The organism is Gillisia limnaea DSM 15749 (assembly GCF_000243235.1).
GTDB lineage: Bacteria > Bacteroidota > Bacteroidia > Flavobacteriales > Flavobacteriaceae > Gillisia > Gillisia limnaea.
The window spans coordinates 2,697,539-2,713,448 of sequence record NZ_JH594606.1; the positions used below are offsets into that span (position 1 = coordinate 2,697,539).

The 15,910-nt window shown below is 36.7% G+C and carries 17 protein-coding genes; 4 read left to right on the forward strand and 13 right to left on the reverse strand.

The window, feature by feature from the left end; all coding sequences use genetic code 11:
- Positions 1–2: 2 nt before the first annotated feature.
- Positions 3–209, reverse strand: coding sequence for a hypothetical protein (locus tag GILLI_RS13745; RefSeq protein WP_006989727.1), 207 nt, complete (start codon positions 207–209; stop codon positions 3–5).
- Between the two features lie 166 nt (positions 210–375).
- Between GILLI_RS13745 and GILLI_RS13750 the strand changes: the two genes are divergently transcribed.
- Entirely contained in the window at positions 376–999 is a 624-nt protein-coding gene (locus GILLI_RS13750; protein WP_006989728.1) for a fasciclin domain-containing protein, read from the forward strand.
- Positions 1,000–1,060: 61 nt separating this feature from the next.
- Here the strand turns inward: GILLI_RS13750 and murB are convergent, their stop codons facing one another.
- The 3 genes from murB to GILLI_RS13765 all read right to left on the reverse strand — a co-directional run bounded on the left by murB (position 1,061) and on the right by GILLI_RS13765 (position 3,970).
- Positions 1,061–2,074: a UDP-N-acetylmuramate dehydrogenase gene (gene murB / locus GILLI_RS13755; RefSeq protein WP_006989729.1), complete on the reverse strand. Its 1,014-nt coding sequence runs from the start codon at positions 2,072–2,074 to the stop codon at positions 1,061–1,063.
- On the reverse strand, positions 2,074–3,264 hold the full coding sequence (locus tag GILLI_RS13760; protein ID WP_006989730.1) for a pyridoxal phosphate-dependent aminotransferase: 1,191 nt from the start codon (positions 3,262–3,264) through the stop codon (positions 2,074–2,076). Before GILLI_RS13760 ends, murB begins: the two co-directional genes overlap by 1 nt.
- 316 nt (positions 3,265–3,580) lie before the next feature.
- Positions 3,581–3,970 carry a DUF1573 domain-containing protein gene (locus GILLI_RS13765; RefSeq protein ID WP_006989731.1) on the reverse strand — a complete coding sequence of 130 codons (390 nt, stop codon included), beginning with the start codon at positions 3,968–3,970 and terminating at the stop codon, positions 3,581–3,583.
- A gap of 132 nt (positions 3,971–4,102) precedes the next feature.
- On the opposite strand from GILLI_RS13765, the gene GILLI_RS13770 reads away from it, so the two are divergent.
- The gene (locus tag GILLI_RS13770) at positions 4,103–6,733 is read left to right on the forward strand and encodes a valine--tRNA ligase (protein WP_006989732.1); all 2,631 of its coding nucleotides are present in this window, start codon (positions 4,103–4,105) and stop codon (positions 6,731–6,733) included.
- 31 nt (positions 6,734–6,764) lie between these two features.
- On the opposite strand, the gene GILLI_RS13775 is transcribed toward GILLI_RS13770, so the two are convergent.
- From GILLI_RS13775 to rsfS, 6 genes are all read right to left on the reverse strand, one after another.
- On the reverse strand, positions 6,765–7,031 hold the full coding sequence (locus tag GILLI_RS13775; RefSeq protein WP_006989733.1) for an acyl-CoA-binding protein: 267 nt from the start codon (positions 7,029–7,031) through the stop codon (positions 6,765–6,767).
- Between the two features lie 3 nt (positions 7,032–7,034).
- A complete protein-coding gene (locus GILLI_RS13780; RefSeq protein WP_006989734.1) occupies positions 7,035–7,691 on the reverse strand; it encodes a phosphatidylserine decarboxylase family protein in 657 nt (218 codons plus the stop codon).
- Entirely contained in the window at positions 7,681–8,484 is an 804-nt protein-coding gene (locus GILLI_RS13785; protein ID WP_006989735.1) for a phosphatidate cytidylyltransferase, read from the reverse strand. Before GILLI_RS13785 ends, GILLI_RS13780 begins: the two co-directional genes overlap by 11 nt.
- 3 nt (positions 8,485–8,487) lie before the next feature.
- Positions 8,488–9,099 (reverse strand): LUD domain-containing protein, encoded by a 612-nt coding sequence (locus tag GILLI_RS13790; RefSeq protein ID WP_006989736.1) that lies wholly within the window; start codon positions 9,097–9,099, stop codon positions 8,488–8,490.
- Between the two features lie 98 nt (positions 9,100–9,197).
- Positions 9,198–11,249 (reverse strand): ATP-dependent zinc metalloprotease FtsH, encoded by a 2,052-nt coding sequence (gene ftsH / locus GILLI_RS13795; protein WP_006989737.1) that lies wholly within the window; start codon positions 11,247–11,249, stop codon positions 9,198–9,200.
- 17 nt (positions 11,250–11,266) lie between these two features.
- Positions 11,267–11,638, reverse strand: a complete 372-nt coding sequence (gene rsfS, locus GILLI_RS13800) for a ribosome silencing factor (RefSeq protein WP_040506665.1) — start codon at positions 11,636–11,638, stop codon at positions 11,267–11,269.
- A gap of 95 nt (positions 11,639–11,733) precedes the next feature.
- Between rsfS and GILLI_RS13805 the strand changes: the two genes are divergently transcribed.
- The gene (locus GILLI_RS13805; RefSeq protein ID WP_006989739.1) at positions 11,734–12,465 is read left to right on the forward strand and encodes a biotin--[acetyl-CoA-carboxylase] ligase; all 732 of its coding nucleotides are present in this window, start codon (positions 11,734–11,736) and stop codon (positions 12,463–12,465) included.
- Here the strand turns inward: GILLI_RS13805 and GILLI_RS13810 are convergent.
- Together GILLI_RS13810 and pyrE are read right to left on the reverse strand one after the other, a co-directional pair.
- Positions 12,462–12,854 (reverse strand): hypothetical protein, encoded by a 393-nt coding sequence (locus GILLI_RS13810; protein WP_006989740.1) that lies wholly within the window; start codon positions 12,852–12,854, stop codon positions 12,462–12,464. The two genes, GILLI_RS13805 and GILLI_RS13810, sit on opposite strands and share 4 nt — an antisense overlap.
- A 1-nt stretch (position 12,855) precedes the next feature.
- Positions 12,856–13,497 (reverse strand): orotate phosphoribosyltransferase, encoded by a 642-nt coding sequence (pyrE, locus tag GILLI_RS13815; RefSeq protein ID WP_006989741.1) that lies wholly within the window; start codon positions 13,495–13,497, stop codon positions 12,856–12,858.
- Positions 13,498–13,504: 7 nt separating this feature from the next.
- On the opposite strand from pyrE, the gene GILLI_RS13820 reads away from it, so the two are divergent.
- Entirely contained in the window at positions 13,505–14,128 is a 624-nt protein-coding gene (locus GILLI_RS13820) for an NUDIX hydrolase (RefSeq protein ID WP_006989742.1), read from the forward strand.
- On the opposite strand, the gene GILLI_RS13825 is transcribed toward GILLI_RS13820, so the two are convergent.
- Positions 14,096–15,847: a M14 family metallopeptidase gene (locus tag GILLI_RS13825; RefSeq protein WP_006989743.1), complete on the reverse strand. Its 1,752-nt coding sequence runs from the start codon at positions 15,845–15,847 to the stop codon at positions 14,096–14,098. The genes GILLI_RS13820 and GILLI_RS13825 overlap by 33 nt on opposite strands.
- Positions 15,848–15,910 lie beyond the last annotated feature (63 nt).

The window sequence follows — 15,910 nt, forward strand, 5'->3', positions numbered from 1 at the left end:
TTTTAGTTCGTCTTTTTAGGCTCGGCACAGTCTTTAGCTTCATCAGGCAATTTTCCGCAAAAACTACAAGCTTCCCCATCCTTATTTAAAAAAGGACTTTGACTAGCACAGGTTCCTGCAAATTTCCCGTCTTTTTTCCCCCAAATCTTTATGGCAATTCCGGCGAATGCCAATGCTAATAAAACGAATGTTATAATAAATAGTTCCATAATTAAATTTCTTACTGCAAAAATAAGAATAAAAAGGAGGCTAAGGAAATGAATTGCCTTTATTGTGGCCGTTGTTTAAATTTAACTTAAATTTAATTATTAAATATGCAGTAATTAAGGATTCCTTGCTAAATTGCAACGATTAATTAACAGAAAAAACTAAATTATGAAATTAAGAAATTTATTTATGATCGCTATAGTATCTGCGGTTACTTTTACATCTTGTGAAGATAAAGAGAAAAAAGCACAGGAAGAAAAAGAGCGCATGGAAATGGAACAAATGGAGGCTGAAAGAGAATCTGAAATGCAGGCTCAGGAAGAAAAAATGGAGATGGAATCTAATTCTATCGCAGCCAAAGCAATGGCAACTCCCACTTTGAGTACATTGGTAAGTGCGATGCAAAATGCTGAACTTGCGCAAATGATGAAAGAGGATGAAGGTCCTTTTACCGTATTTGCTCCAACGAATGACGCCTTTTCTAAAGTGGATAAAACTGCTTTGGATAATTTAATGAAACCTGAGAATAAAAAGAATTTACAAAATGTTCTTAAGTATCATGTGGTTTCAGGAAAAATTACTTCCTCTGATCTTGCTGCAGAAATCCAGGCTAATAATGGAACTTTTAAATTCTCTACTGTAGAAGGTGCAGAATTAACAGCTACAATGAGCGGAGATAAGATCGTTTTGAAAGACGGTAATGGTAAAACAGCAAATATCGTACAGGCAGATGTAGAAGCATCAAATGGTGTGGTACATGTTATTGATGCCGTTGTGATGAAAAAATCCTAATCACAGTATTGTAAAATTTAAAAATCCCGCTTTGGCGGGATTTTTTTATGATCTTTTTTATCTAAAATATATTTACTTCCGGTTCAAGGTCTATGTTAAATTGTTTCTTGATTTTTTCCTGGACCATTTTTGCAAGTAAAAGAATTTCCTTTCCGCTGGCATTTCCATAATTTACCAATACCAATGCCTGATTCTTATGAACACCTGCATCGCCTTCTCTATATCCTTTTAAACCGGCTTTATCTATGAGCCATCCCGCAGGAATTTTAGCCTCATTTCGCGAAATTTCATAAGAAGGAATCTCTGGGTAATCTAACTTTATTAGTTCCAACTCGGTTTTGGTGATTACCGGATTTTTAAAAAAACTTCCGCTATTTCCAAGAACCCGTGGATCTGGTAGTTTCTGTTGTCTAATTTTTATTACAGCTTTTGACACATCTTGAATCGTTGGATCGCTAATTCCAGAACATCTTAATGATTCATCAATCGCTCCATAATTCGTTTGGATTACGTGGTTCTTTTTCTTTAGCTTAAAAGTAACTCCGGTAATAATGTATTTGCCTTTCACCTTATTCTTGAAAATAGAATTCCGGTATCCAAACTCGCATTCTTCTGCAGAAAAACTTATTGATTCCAGAGTTTGTAGGTCAATGGCATCACAGGATACAAAAGTATCCTTGAGTTCAACGCCGTACGCACCAATATTTTGAATTGGGGCAGTACCAATATTTCCTGGGATTAAAGATAAATTCTCAAGGCCGCCCCAGTTATTTTCCAGGGTCCATAACACAAACTGATGCCAGTTTTCTCCTGCAAGTGCTTCGACAAAAACACTGTTTTTTGTTTTTCTAACGACTCTTTTGCCCAGAATATTAATATGCATTACAATCGCGTCGATATCTTTTGTAAGAAGCATATTGCTACCGCCACCTAGAATAAACAAATCCCCGGAATAATTCTGTTTTAAAACCTGCCTAAGTTCATCGATAGTGTTTATTGATATAAACTGTTTAGCGTTCACATCAATCCCAAAGGTGTTATAGGATTTTAAAGAAGTATTCCGGGAAATATTCATTATTTGTTGTATTCTTTTAAAGCCACCTTAAGAATGTTAATCGCCTTTTTTAAATTTTCCTGTTTAAGTACATACGCAATTCTTACCTGGTTCATTCCGGTGTTTGGGGTAGAATAAAATCCTGCAGCAGGTGCTACCATGACCGTTTCATTATCCAGTTGAAAGTCTTCAAGCAGCCACTTGGCAAATTTATCGGCATTATCTATCGGTAATTCAGCGATACAATAAAATGCTCCTTTAGGAACTGCTACTTTAACCCCTTCTATTTGTTTAAGTCCTTCGATTAGAAGGTTTCTTCTGGAGGTATATTCTTCTATTACATCGTCAAAATAACTTTGAGGAGTTTCTAAGGCGGCTTCACTTGCAATTTGCTCAAAAGTTGGAGGGCTTAATCGTGCCTGTGCAAATTTCATTACCGCAGCTATTACCTCTTTGTTTTTTGAAACCAGGCAACCTATTCTTGCTCCACACATGCTATAGCGTTTTGATACGGAATCTATCATGATCGCATGATCCTTCAATTGGGTAAGACTCATGATGGAAAAATGTTGAGCTCCATCATAGGCAAATTCACGATATACCTCGTCTGCGACTATAAAAATGTCATGTTTTAAAGCGAGATCTGCAAGTTGTTTTATCTCTTCTTTAGTATAAAGATATCCTGTTGGATTTCCGGGATTACAAATTAAAATCGCCTTGGTTCTTGGGGTGATTAATTTTTCGAATTCTGAAATGGGAGGAAGTGCAAAATCGGTTTCGATCTTAGATTCAACCGGGACAATTTTAACCCCGGAAGCAGTGGCAAATCCATTATAATTTGCGTAAAATGGTTCAGGGATAATAATTTCATCCCCAGCATCAGCGATACTGCTCATAGCAAATAATAAAGCTTCAGATCCCCCGGTAGTAATAATGATTTCTTCCCCGGTTACCGGAATGTCATTTTTTTGGTAATATCCGGCTAGTTTGGCCCTATAGCCTTCAAAACCGGCAGAGTGACTGTATGATAAAACTTCTATGTTGTGATTTCTTACAGCATCCAGTGCAACATCAGGGGTTTTAATATCGGGCTGGCCAATATTTAAAAGGTATATTTTGCGACCTTTTTTTATCGCTGCTTCTGCAAATGGTACTAATTTTCTTATTGGTGATTCCGGCATGGAAATCCCTTTAACTGAAATTTTGGGCATAACTTATTTAATTTTTTTTCTCTGTGCAAAAATGCAAAATTAAATGCAAATTACCTGTCATCTTAGGGGCATTTATATTTCGAGCTTTTTGTGTTTTAAAACAAAATTTGAAACGCCAGTTTTTCTATTATGGTTATTTCACTGTCTGTATATTCTTCTATAATGAATAGAGTAAAACTTTTATTTGTACTTTAAGATCAGCAAGGTTGACTTTTAGAGGAAATGCAAATAGAGGAAGAAATTTGTGAATCTTTTCTTAATTTACCATAAAGAATATTTCAAAAAAAACTCCCGAATTTCGGGAGCTTAAAAATTTTTATGATTTTTCATCCGGGTCCAGAACCTTGCCTTTTATTTTAATCGCCTTCGGATTTTCATCGGCATTGGAATAAATGGTTATTGTTCTCCTAATAGGCCCAACAATAGTGGTGTTGTATTTTACTTCAATTTTACCAGATTGCCCTGGAGCAACCGCGGTTTTTGTCCAGGATGGTGTTGTACATCCACAACTTGAATACACATTTTCAATGACAAGTGGAGCAGTACCGGAATTCGTGAATTCAAAAACCCGAAGTCCGTTAGCGCCTTTTTCAATTTCTCCGTAATCTATCACTTCAGATTTAAACTGAAATTTCGGGGTGTTTTGGGCGGTTATCGTGGATAATCCACCTAAAACTACTATTAATATGGTTAAGATTGTTTTCATCATTTTTAAAATTAAATGTTTGTAAAGGTAAGGTCTTTATAGCCAAACTCAAAAGTATTAACTAAAACTACTTCTTTTATAATCCTCAACTTATAAGTACTTTTGCACATATTTTCAAATATTAGACCAATTATGTCCTTATCCCAAAAATACGATACACAGCAGATAGAAGAAAAATGGTACAACTACTGGTTGGAACAAGGCTATTTTCATTCTGAGGTAGATGAAAGGACTCCCTATACTATTGTAATACCTCCTCCTAATGTGACAGGAGTACTGCATATGGGGCATATGTTAAATAATACAATTCAGGATGTACTCATCCGTAGAGCAAGGCTAAAGGGATTTAACGCCTGTTGGGTGCCTGGTACTGATCATGCCTCTATTGCCACCGAGGCAAAAGTTGTTGCAAAATTAAAAGCTGAAGGAATTGATAAAAATGACCTTTCACGAGAGGAGTTTTTGTCTCATGCCTGGGACTGGACTCATAAGCACGGTGGGATTATCCTGGAACAACTAAAAAAGCTTGGAGCTTCCTGTGATTGGGAACGTACCAAGTTTACTATGGATAAGGATATGTCTGCATCTGTGATAAAGGTGTTTGTGAATTTGTACGAAAAAGGTTTAATATATCGTGGTTACCGAATGGTTAATTGGGATCCTGAAGCTAAAACAACCTTGTCTGACGAAGAGGTGATCTATCAGGAAAAACAAGGAAATTTATATTACCTAACCTATAAAATTGAAAATAGCGATGAAACAGTAACCATTGCTACTACAAGGCCCGAGACCATTTTGGGAGATACCGCAATTTGCATAAATCCCAATGATGAGCGATTTTTTCATTTAAAGGGAAAAAATGCAATTGTGCCCATTGTGAACAGACCTGTTCCAATAATTGAAGATGACTATGTGGATATGGAGTTTGGAACCGGATGCTTAAAAGTTACTCCGGCGCATGATGAAAATGATAAGGCAATTGGAGAGCGTCACAATTTGGAGGTGATAGACATTTTTAATGACGATGCTAGCCTTAATTCCTTCGGAATGCATTACCAGGGAATGGATAGATTTGAGGCTAGAAAGGCGATAGTAAAAGAACTTGAAGATTTGGGGATTCTTATCAAAACAGAGACTCACATCAATAAAATTGGAACCAGTGAGCGTACAGGTGCGGTAATAGAGCCTAAACTAAGCGATCAATGGTTCTTAAAAATGAAAGATCTTGCAAAACCGGCTTTGGATGCGGTTTTGGATAAAGAGGTGAATCTGGTTCCGGATAAATTCGTGAACACCTATAAACACTGGATGGAAAATGTTCGGGATTGGAATATTTCCAGACAATTATTATGGGGTCATCAAATTCCTGCTTTCTTTTACGGAGAAGCTAAGGAGGATTTTGTTGTTGCCGAAACTATTGAAGCGGCTTTGGAGAAAGCGATCGCTAAATCTGGAAATAAAGATCTTCAACTTAAAGATATTAGACAGGATTCAGATGCTTTGGATACCTGGTTTTCTTCATGGTTATGGCCCATAAGCGTTTTCAATGGGATTATGGAACCGGATAATAAAGAGATCAATTATTATTATCCCACCAATGACTTGGTTACCGCTCCCGAAATTTTATTCTTTTGGGTTGCAAGAATGATCATTGCCGGGTTTGAGTTTAGAGGGAAAAAACCATTTACAAATGTTTATCTAACGGGGATTGTACGGGATAAACAACGCCGAAAAATGTCCAAATCTCTGGGTAATTCACCAGATCCTATTTTGTTGATCAATCAATATGGAGCAGATGGAGTACGGGTTGGTATGTTGTTGAGTTCACCCGCAGGAAACGATTTGATGTTTGAAGAGGATCTTTGTAAGCAGGGGAGTGCATTTGTAAATAAGATATGGAACTCTTTTAAACTGATAAAGAGTTGGGAAATTGATGCTTCAAAGAAACAAAATCTTGCTTCAAAAATCGCCATAGACTGGTATAAGTCAAAATTTCAAAAGGTGCTGCTGGAGATAGAGGATCATTATTCCAAATACCGAATGAGTGATGCTTTAATGTCCACGTATAAGCTTATTTGGGACGATTACTGCTCCTGGTTACTGGAGATGGTAAAGCCATCTTTTGGGGATTCCATGGATCAGAAAACTTATAACGAAATCATTTCTATTTTAGAGGATAATTTGAAAATAGTACACCCTTTTCTTCCTTTTATTTCTGAAGAGATCTGGCAACAATTAAAACCAAGAACTTCTGAAGAGGCTTTAATAATATCAAAATGGCCGGAACCTGGAAAAATTGATTCGGTTATAATCAATGATTTCAATAGTGCCTCTGAAGTTATTTCCGGGATTAGGAACATCAGAAAAGACAAGAATATTTCTTTTAAAGATGCTATTAAGCTGGATATTCTTAATACTGAAAAAATTTCGGAAACCTTTAATCCGGTTATTGTAAAACTTGGAAATATTTCTGAATTGAATTATGTAGAAAAGCAGGTGGAAGGAACCCTTTCATTCAGGGTAAGATCCAATGAGTATTTTATTCCTATCGAAGGGGCCATCGATATTGACGCAGAAAGAACTAAACTTCAGGAAGAATTAAAATATACTCAGGGATTTTTAAAATCTGTAGAAAAGAAATTGTCAAATGAGCGTTTTGTAAGTAACGCACCTGAAGAGGTTGTTGCTATTGAAAAGGCGAAACAGGCAGATGCAGAAGCTAAAATTGAGGTTTTAAAATCCAGCCTGTCAACTTTAAAATAGGCAGTGGAAATAAATACATATTGGATTGGTTTTAGACTTTTCCAATATGTTTTTCTACCATTTCTACATATTTCTTCTTCGCTTCTTCCTGACTAACACTTTTTACTTGTAATAAGGCATTTGCCTTAAATCCATTACGAATATCCTCCTCATTTCCCGGATTGTAAAAACCATCATGGTGTGTGGCACGTTTATAAAAGGCATAGAAACGCAACATGACATCTGGCGGAAATTTCAGGCCGGTATTGGATGCCATTTCGTAGGCTTTAAGGAATTTTTGATCAGATATTTCTGCCATATCTTAATTTTCGGCATTGGCAATTACACTAACGCCACCTTTTACTTTGTCATTTAGTTTGACATTAACCTTAGTATGTAAGGGAAGAAAAACATCCACCCGGGAACCAAATTTTATAAATCCACTATCAGTACCCTGCACAATTTCCTGTCCTTCTTCTGCATAATTTACAATACGCTTGGCAAGGGCACCTGCAATTTGTCTATATAAAACTTCTCCGGCAATTTTGTTCTTTATTACTACTGTAGTTCGTTCATTTTCCTCGCTGGATTTTGGATGCCAGGCTACCAAAAATTTTCCAGGATGATACTTGCTTAATTTTATAATTCCACCTACCGGATAACGCGTAACGTGCACATTGATAGGAGACATGAAAATAGAAATTTGTAGGCGTTTGTCCTTGAAATATTCCTTTTCATAAACCTCCTCAATCACTACCACCTTCCCATCTACCGGAGAAACTATATTTAGGTCATTTATCTGGGTTGCACGTCCCGGATTTCTAAAAAACTGGAGGATAAGCAACAGTATCAATACGCTTATTGCGAAAACAGAAAATTTTATCCAATAGATATTAATGGATAAATAGGATATCACATTTAATGCTGCCAGGAGCAAAACTGTGATTAATATAATTTTATAACCTTCTTTATGAAACATGATTTATTATTAATAAGTATGCATAAACAAATGGACTTGAAAATATGATGCTATCCAGCCTGTCATAGAGACCTCCGTGACCAGGCATCAGGTTTCCACTATCTTTTACTCCTGCCTGTCTTTTGAATTTGGATTGGATTAAATCTCCCAGTGTTCCAAAAATACTCAATATTATGGCTAATCCCAACCAAAAAGAAAATTCGCGGTAGTGGGTGAAATAGAATATAAAATAACCACCTATAATACTAAATACAAGTCCGCCAATAAAACCTTCAATGGTTTTATTTGGAGAAATGCGCTCATAGAGTTTGTTTCGGCCAAAATTCTTTCCTGTAATATAGGCAAAAGTATCATTGATCCAGATAAGTACAAAGATCCCAACTATTAGTTCCTGATTGAAATTTCCGTTATAAGTTGGAATAAGGGTTAAAAAAACGATTGAGGAAATAAGGTAAAAAATAAGGATTATATACTTCTTTTTTTCAAATACGGGAATGGTACGAATAAATAGTAGATCCTTTATGAGGAAAAGGTTAACAAAGATCGTGATACACAATAATAAAATAGTGGCATTACTGTCAAATTTTATGTAACTGAATAATAGGAAGAAGATAATATGAACCCCATATAAGGCATAGCTCTTTAAGCGTAATAGTTTCTCAAGTTCCAATAGACAAATGAAGCCAAGAAGAAAAAAAAGCGAAATAAAGATAAATTCAGATGAAATTATAGAAACTACCAAAATGGAAATGTACAATAATCCAGATATTGCTCTTATAATAGATTCCTTCATGTTTTATAGATCTTCCCTAAGCAGCAAATATAGGTTTTTTGTGCTACTGCCATAGCTCATAAAATCACCCTCCTTTTGGGTCTCAAAACTTTTAATAGTTGTAATGTTGGAAGGGATACGCTGCTTGTTATTGGATTTAATGCCTCTTAAGCCTTCTCCAATAGTGTCAACCAACTGGCTGGTGGATGCAAGAATGATAAAGTTATCGGGTAATTCGTTGAATTTTTTTTCTTTTATCTGGTTAGAAGAAATTAAGATAGAACCATCATTGGCAATAAGATATTCACAGGTAGAAAGAAAAAAAGAGGAACTGCCACTTTTTGTAAATTCCAAATTGAACGTATCAAATTTGCTTTTCAAATTTTCATCAAAACAGCAACAGGAAGTTTCGTACCAATCATTTTCTAATAAAATATTGTCAAAAGCCTCCAAAACCTCCTTATCATTTTCACAATATAAAAACTTACCACCGTTGTTTTTGAAATTCAACATGAATCGTTCGTCTGTGGGAAGCTTTAAATCTGGCATATACTTGCCCCGGTCGGCCTTTTCGGGCATATCCTGACCTTTGTCTGATTTAGATTTAGGGTTTAAAAAATTTCTAAATAGACTCATAGTGAAAAATAGGGTTATTATGGCGCCTTTAAACCAAAGGTAAAAAAATCTTAATTTAACGCTACATTAAATTAAGATTTTTTATAAGAGTTTATGATTTATTTATTAACCGAAGTATCCTCAGGAACTTCTGAATCTTCTGAATCTTCAGATGGTTTATCGTTGCCATCCTTGTTCTCTTCCTTTTTGTTCACTTCTTTAGCCTTTGGGAAGTAATCAACTTGCTCCCTTTCTGCGAAAGGACGGTCTCCAAATATCTTTTGAAGGTCGTCTTTAAAGATCACTTCTTTTTCCAAAAGGATATCTGCCAACTGGGTTAATTTATCTTTATTTGCTTCCAATAAAGCTATAGCCCTTTGATATTGTGTTTCTATTAAGTTGGAAATTTCCTTGTCTATTAATTCTGAAGTTTTCTCACTGTAAGGCTTGGTGAAATTATATTCACTTTGGCCTGTGGAATCATAGAATGTAAGATTTCCTATTTTTTCATTAAGTCCATAGATAGTAACCATGGCCCGTGCTTGTTTTGTAACCTTTTCAAGATCGCTAAGCGCTCCAGTTGATATCTGATTGAATATCACCTTTTCTGCAGCTCTTCCGCCCATAGTGGCACACATTTCATCCAGCATTTGTTCCGGTCTAACAATAAGTCGTTCTTCCGGCAAATACCAGGCGGCTCCCAGGGATTGACCACGTGGCACTATAGTTACTTTTACCAAAGGAGCAGCATGCTCTAACATCCAGCTTGCCGTTGCGTGACCGGCTTCGTGGTATGCGATTGCTTTTTTCTCGTCTGGTGTAATAATTTTATTCTTTTTCTCAAGTCCGCCAACAATTCTGTCAACAGCATCCAGAAAATCTTGTTTTCCTACAGCCTTATGTCCTTTACGGGCAGCGATTAGAGCCGCTTCATTACAAACATTGGCAATATCTGCCCCAGAGAAACCAGGGGTTTGTTTTGCGAGAAATTCAACATCCAGTTCTTCAGCAACCTTAATGATGGGTCTCAAATGGACTTCAAAAATTTCTTTACGTTCTCTTACGTCCGGAAGATCCACATATATCTGTCGATCAAATCGTCCTGCACGCATCAAGGCCTTGTCTAAGACATCTGCACGGTTTGTGGCAGCTATTACAATCACATTTGTATTTGTGCCGAAACCATCCATTTCGGTAAGTAGCTGGTTCAGGGTGTTTTCACGTTCGTCATTAGAACCTGACATGTTATTTTTTCCTCTTGCCCTACCTATGGCATCAATTTCATCAATAAAAATGATCGAAGGGGATTTTTCTTTGGCTTGTTTAAATAAATCCCGAACCCTTGATGCTCCAACTCCAACAAACATCTCCACAAAGTCTGATCCTGATAAAGAAAAGAAAGGGACCTTTGCTTCACCGGCTACGGCTTTTGCTAAAAGGGTCTTTCCTGTTCCCGGGGGTCCTACCAATAATGCACCTTTAGGGATTTTACCTCCTAATGATGTGTATTTATCGGGGGTTTTAAGAAAGTCTACTATTTCCTGTATTTCTTCTTTCGCTCCTTCCAGCCCGGCAACATCCTTAAAGGAAGTTTTTACGTCGGTATTTTGGTCAAAGAGCTTTGCTTTAGATTTTCCGATATTGAAAATCTGTCCTCCAGGGCCTCCGCCACCACCAGCGCTCATTTTTTTCATTATAAATATCCAGATCCCAATTATTAAAACAAAAGGTAAAAGGGTTAGTAAAATATCCCCCCAGACATTTGCCTGAGTATCATAGGTTACTATGGTGTCCAAATTATTCTCGGATTTTGTATCCTTAATCGAATTCTCGAAATTTTGAAGATCTCCTATTTCAAAAGAATATGCAGGGGCGTCACCAGAAGCAAACATTTCGCTTTCGGTGGCCTTTTTATGAATGTCCTTAGCTTTTGCTTCTTCGGTTAGAAAAACTTTCGCCTGATTTCGGTTAACGATTAAAACCTTTGCAACATCACCATTTCTTAAATACGTTTCAAATTCTGCCGGATTGGTTTTAACCGGCTCGTTGAAGCCCGATCCACCAAAAATCTGAATTCCTAAAAAAATCACTATAATAGCAGCATAAATCCAATATGCGTTGAATTTAGGTTTTTTAGGTTCTAATTTTTTATTCGGTTCCTTATTTGCCATTCTTATTTGCTTATTTTTTAATAATTTGTCTCAATTGAAGTGATCTTAGCATCGCCCCATAGACTTTCAATATCGTAATATTCTCTTATATGTTTTTGAAAAACATGAACCACAACGTTTACGTAATCCATTAGCACCCATTCAGCATTATCACTGCCTTCTATGTGCAAGGGTTTGTCCTTAAGCGCTTTGCTTACTGTTTTTTGAATGGAATTTACGATGGCATTTACCTGTGTGTTGGAAGTACCATTACAAATGACAAAATAATCACAAACGGTATTTTCAATTTCCCTTAAATCAAGGATTTCGATTTTATTCCCTTTAACTTCCTCTATTCCTTTTATAATTTGAGCTATAAGTTGATCGTTGTTTATTTCTTTTTTTATCATTAAATTTTGTTCTTTGCGCAAAGTTATTACTTTTTAGTCTTTATTAGGCTGTGTTAACATAACAATTAACGCCTTAACTAGTCCTTATTTTATACATGCGTATTATCAAAGTTAGTGCCACTGAATCCACAAATATACTCGCCAGGGAATGGTATCATTTAAACCGAAATACCGCTCCGGTTTGTATCCACGCCTTTGAGCAAACTTTAGGGAGAGGCCAGCGCGGGGCTAGTTGGATTTCTAATGCGGGGGAGAACCTTACTTTTAGCGTGCTTTATCCAAAACCTAAAGTAAAAATCCAGGATCAATTCATCTTAAGCGCAGGAATTGGTCTGGCTATTTTATTGGGCTTAAAGGAATTGAAAATTAATAATTTGAAGCTGAAATGGCCAAACGACATTATGGCAGCAAATCTTAAAATTGGTGGAATCCTCATTGAAAATATCCTAAATAATGGCAGCATTGGAACAACTATTATTGGCATTGGAGTAAATATTAATCAAATTTCTTTCCCTGGCTTACCAAAGGCTTCATCTCTAAAACTCGTTTCCGGAAGAACTTTTGAAATAGCTCACGTACTGGACGTTATTCTGAAAAATATCGAACGAATAATGCAAAATTTCAGTGAAGGAAATGAGGATGATATACTGGCCAAGTATGAAGAAAAACTCTTCCGAAAAAATAAAGTATCCACCTTTCAATTGCCAGATGATTCATTTCTTACCGGGATTATTAAAGGAATAACCTCCACCGGACTTCTTAAAGTTGAGGTGGAGGATGGTATTATTAGAATTTTTGATTTAAAAGAGCTGAAATTGCTCTTCTAAAGCTTGCCCATGTTTTCGCTGAGGTTGGTAATGAATTTAGTAAGTGGTCCCTTCACCATCATCGACATCATTGCATTGAATTCTCCGTCAAAAAGCAATTGAACGGCACTCTTATTTTCACCTTCAGGTTCTACCAAAATGTTGAGTGAGAAGTTGAATTTTTCAGAAGTTGATCCTAGTACAACCAATTCCGGTTCCCTGGTTTCTGTAATTTTCAGGGCTATTTGCGGCATTCCTTTAAGTGTGAATAGAAATGTATCCGCAGCGATTACTTCAAATTTCTCCATACTTTCGGGCATGACCTGTTTATAATTTTCTACGTTGGTAAGAAAATCAAACATTTCCTGCTGACTTTTTTGAGTTGTTACTCTTGGACTTTCTAAGTTCATATTATTTTTTCCAGTTTTCCGGATCTTGCCTCCAGGTTTTTAAAGTTTCGGCTTCAGATGAATTGATGTAATTTGTTTTTAGGGCAGTTTCTATCAGAAAATCATAGTTACTCAAAGTGTACAGGTCAACATCGGCCTTTTTGAAATTTTCTTCTGAAACATCAAAACCATAGGTGAAGATTGCCAGCAATCCCTTGATAGTTACTTTTGCCTCCTTAAGCGCATTGATGGCATTCAGGCTGCTTTTTCCTGTGCTTATAAGGTCTTCAATAACCACAACGGTTTGCCCGCTTTCCAGCTTTCCTTCTATTTGATTCTTTCTTCCATGGCCTTTTGCTTCCGGCCTTACATAAACAAAAGGAAGGTTCATATAATCTGCGACCATCATCCCAATTCCAATCGCTCCGGTGGCAACTCCTGCTATTACATCCGGTTTTCCATAGAGTTCTTCAATTTGCCGCGCAAAATTTTCCCTGATGAAATTTCTTATAGGAGGATAGGACAACACGATCCGGTTGTCGCAATAGATTGGAGATTTCCACCCGCTTGCCCAGGTAAAGGGTTGTTGTGGTTCTAATTTTATTGCTTTAATTTGCAAAAGCAACTCAGCTGTTTTAATGGCTGTTTCTTTATTTAAAATCATAGTGCAAATGTATAAAGTTTTTGTAAATGATATTCCAATTATTCTTTCAACAAATAAAGATATTGGTAATAACTACTCTTCTTTCCCTATTAAGACGGTAAAGTTAAAACAGATTATTAAGAGAATTAACGAGGGGGAACTTCTGTACGTCAATCTATATCATGATAATGAAGAAAAGCTCCTTAAGCATCTTATGAAGAAGCTTAAAGTAGTAACTGCAGCCGGAGGAATGGTTTATAACGATCAAAAAGAAATTTTATTTATTTATAGAAATAAGCGTTGGGATCTTCCAAAGGGAAAGGTAGAGGATGGAGAATCCCTGGAGGAATCGGCTATTCGCGAAGTGATGGAAGAAACAGGAGTCAGGGATTTGGAAATCGTTCGGTTTCTAAGAAAGACCTACCACGTATTCAAACGAAAAGACAAGTACAGGTTAAAAGTTACCCACTGGTATGAGATGTATTCTCCTTATACCGGGGATTTAATTCCGGAACATGCTGAAGGTATAAAAAAAGCGAAATGGAAAAATTTTGCCAAATCACAAAAGGCATTGACAAAATCCTATTCCAATATTAAATTGTTGTTTCCCAAGGAATATTTAACGACTCACCCGGAAGACCGGATAGCGTAAATGAGACTTCTCGTAATGTTTAGACTGCTTATGAATCCAGCTTAACTGGGCATAAGAGTTTTGGGAAAACTCCTTGTCTAATCTTTTCTTTTCATCAAATTCTTTCTTCAAGTCCGGGTTTTCTTCCAGTAACTTTTTAGCGATGTCTTCAAAAACATAGGGAGAAAAACCCTCTTTTTGTTGAAGGATACTATCGAAAAAATTCCAGTTGAAAAAGGAGTCATCAGCAGTGGGTTCCAGGGTTTCTATTAAATATCTTACCGCTGGCTGAAAGGTTTTTATATAGAGATCTCCTTTTCGGAATTTAATGCTGTCCTGTGTTTTTTCAACACTTGTATTATAATGTGGGTAGTGGCCTTCGTAAGCCTTATCTCTGGTGCTAAATTCATTGATGTGATATACTTCTACCATGATAGTGGTATCATTTTTAACCGGTGTCATAGTTACCTGGTTGCTCTTTAAAATTTCAATAACATTCCACCATCCCTGCGGAATTACATACGCTCTCGGGATTTCGATTTTTTCAGAAGGAATAAAATTATCATAATACGCTATTTCTTTGGTGAAGGGTTTTGATTGGTCGTATTTAAGTCGTTCCTCCCCAGTGATTTCGCTTTTAATTCTTGTGGCTTCATAGCCTTTAAATTGCAATTTTGAAATAGAACTGCTATCGGTTTTAAAATTCAATGGGTAATAGCGCTCTGTAAGATACTTACGCTGTGCGCGGGCTCTAAGATCCTTGATAGCGGCCCGGTCTCTTTCGCCTATTTCAATAACTGTTTGCAAGGCGCGATATGTTCCTTCTACTCTTTCTTTGTAGGGTTTTAGCATATGTGTTTCAATCATGAGTCCCAGCGTGTTCCACAGCGCAGCGTAGCCAGTAGAATATCGAGGGGAATCCAAAAACTGAACAAACCCTTTTTCGGGAACTTCATTAAAAACGTTTACGTAGGGAGTAATCTCCCATTCATGTTCCCATAATGATTTTTCAAAAGATGGTTTCATCTTTTTATCCAGATAATCACCCAGTTCTCCTCCCAGTTTATCTTTTTGAGTAAATAAATGGGTGAGGGTGTATTGGTAATCGGCACCATTGCTCACATGGGTGTCTACAAAAATATCTGGTTGCACTATATGAAAGATCTCTGCGAAACTTCGGGTGTTCCGGGTATCGGCTTTTATGAAATCCCGGTTGAGGTCATAATTTCTTGCATTTCCCCTAAAACCGTATTCCAAAGGACCATTTTGGTTTGTTCGGGAAGTTGAATTTCTGTTCAAAGCACCACCTATATTATAAACAGGAATAGTAGCTAAAATTGTGTTTTTTGGAACGGCCACAGAGTCCTGCGCCAGGTCCCGGAATAGCATCATCGTGGCATCTATCCCGTCACTTTCACCGGGGTGTATGCCGTTATTTACAAGAATGATAGTATTATTTTCCCTCAATTTTTGGAAGTCGAAATTTTCAGTTGTACTGAAAACAGCCAGATGAAGTGGTTCACCACTATCTGTTTTTCCAAACTCTATGAGTTCTATAGATGGGTAAGCGTCCTCCAGTTGTTGATAATAGTCTATGATTTGAGCGTAGGTCGCAGTTTCTTTTCCTTCTGATTTTTCAAAAACCGTTTCGAAATCATATTCCTCAATCAGTTGATATTTAGATAAATCACAGCCTGTAAGGCAAATAACTGCAAAGAGTGCAATAAAGAATTTTTTCATAAGTATTAAACCTATTTATGCCATAAACATACTGAAATCTACCAATCCAGCCAAAATTAAAAA

What these genes read in the sequence shown, in the direction of transcription:
- GILLI_RS13810 (WP_006989740.1), bottom strand. Translation starts at nt 12,854, where the DNA reads ATGAACTTAGAAAGTCCAAGAGTAACAACTCAAAAAAGTCAGCAGGAA.
- GILLI_RS13745 (WP_006989727.1), bottom strand. Translation starts at nt 209, where the DNA reads ATGGAACTATTTATTATAACATTCGTTTTATTAGCATTGGCATTCGCC.
- GILLI_RS13765 (WP_006989731.1), bottom strand. Translation starts at nt 3,970, where the DNA reads ATGAAAACAATCTTAACCATATTAATAGTAGTTTTAGGTGGATTATCC.
- rsfS (WP_040506665.1), bottom strand. Translation starts at nt 11,638, where the DNA reads ATGATAAAAAAAGAAATAAACAACGATCAACTTATAGCTCAAATTATA.
- ftsH (WP_006989737.1), bottom strand. Translation starts at nt 11,249, where the DNA reads ATGGCAAATAAGGAACCGAATAAAAAATTAGAACCTAAAAAACCTAAA.
- GILLI_RS13820 (WP_006989742.1), top strand. Translation starts at nt 13,505, where the DNA reads ATGTATAAAGTTTTTGTAAATGATATTCCAATTATTCTTTCAACAAAT.
- GILLI_RS13760 (WP_006989730.1), bottom strand. Translation starts at nt 3,264, where the DNA reads ATGCCCAAAATTTCAGTTAAAGGGATTTCCATGCCGGAATCACCAATA.
- GILLI_RS13805 (WP_006989739.1), top strand. Translation starts at nt 11,734, where the DNA reads ATGCGTATTATCAAAGTTAGTGCCACTGAATCCACAAATATACTCGCC.
- pyrE (WP_006989741.1), bottom strand. Translation starts at nt 13,497, where the DNA reads ATGATTTTAAATAAAGAAACAGCCATTAAAACAGCTGAGTTGCTTTTG.
- GILLI_RS13780 (WP_006989734.1), bottom strand. Translation starts at nt 7,691, where the DNA reads ATGTTTCATAAAGAAGGTTATAAAATTATATTAATCACAGTTTTGCTC.
- GILLI_RS13750 (WP_006989728.1), top strand. Translation starts at nt 376, where the DNA reads ATGAAATTAAGAAATTTATTTATGATCGCTATAGTATCTGCGGTTACT.
- GILLI_RS13770 (WP_006989732.1), top strand. Translation starts at nt 4,103, where the DNA reads ATGTCCTTATCCCAAAAATACGATACACAGCAGATAGAAGAAAAATGG.
- GILLI_RS13790 (WP_006989736.1), bottom strand. Translation starts at nt 9,099, where the DNA reads ATGAGTCTATTTAGAAATTTTTTAAACCCTAAATCTAAATCAGACAAA.
- GILLI_RS13785 (WP_006989735.1), bottom strand. Translation starts at nt 8,484, where the DNA reads ATGAAGGAATCTATTATAAGAGCAATATCTGGATTATTGTACATTTCC.
- GILLI_RS13775 (WP_006989733.1), bottom strand. Translation starts at nt 7,031, where the DNA reads ATGGCAGAAATATCTGATCAAAAATTCCTTAAAGCCTACGAAATGGCA.
- GILLI_RS13825 (WP_006989743.1), bottom strand. Translation starts at nt 15,847, where the DNA reads ATGAAAAAATTCTTTATTGCACTCTTTGCAGTTATTTGCCTTACAGGC.
- murB (WP_006989729.1), bottom strand. Translation starts at nt 2,074, where the DNA reads ATGAATATTTCCCGGAATACTTCTTTAAAATCCTATAACACCTTTGGG.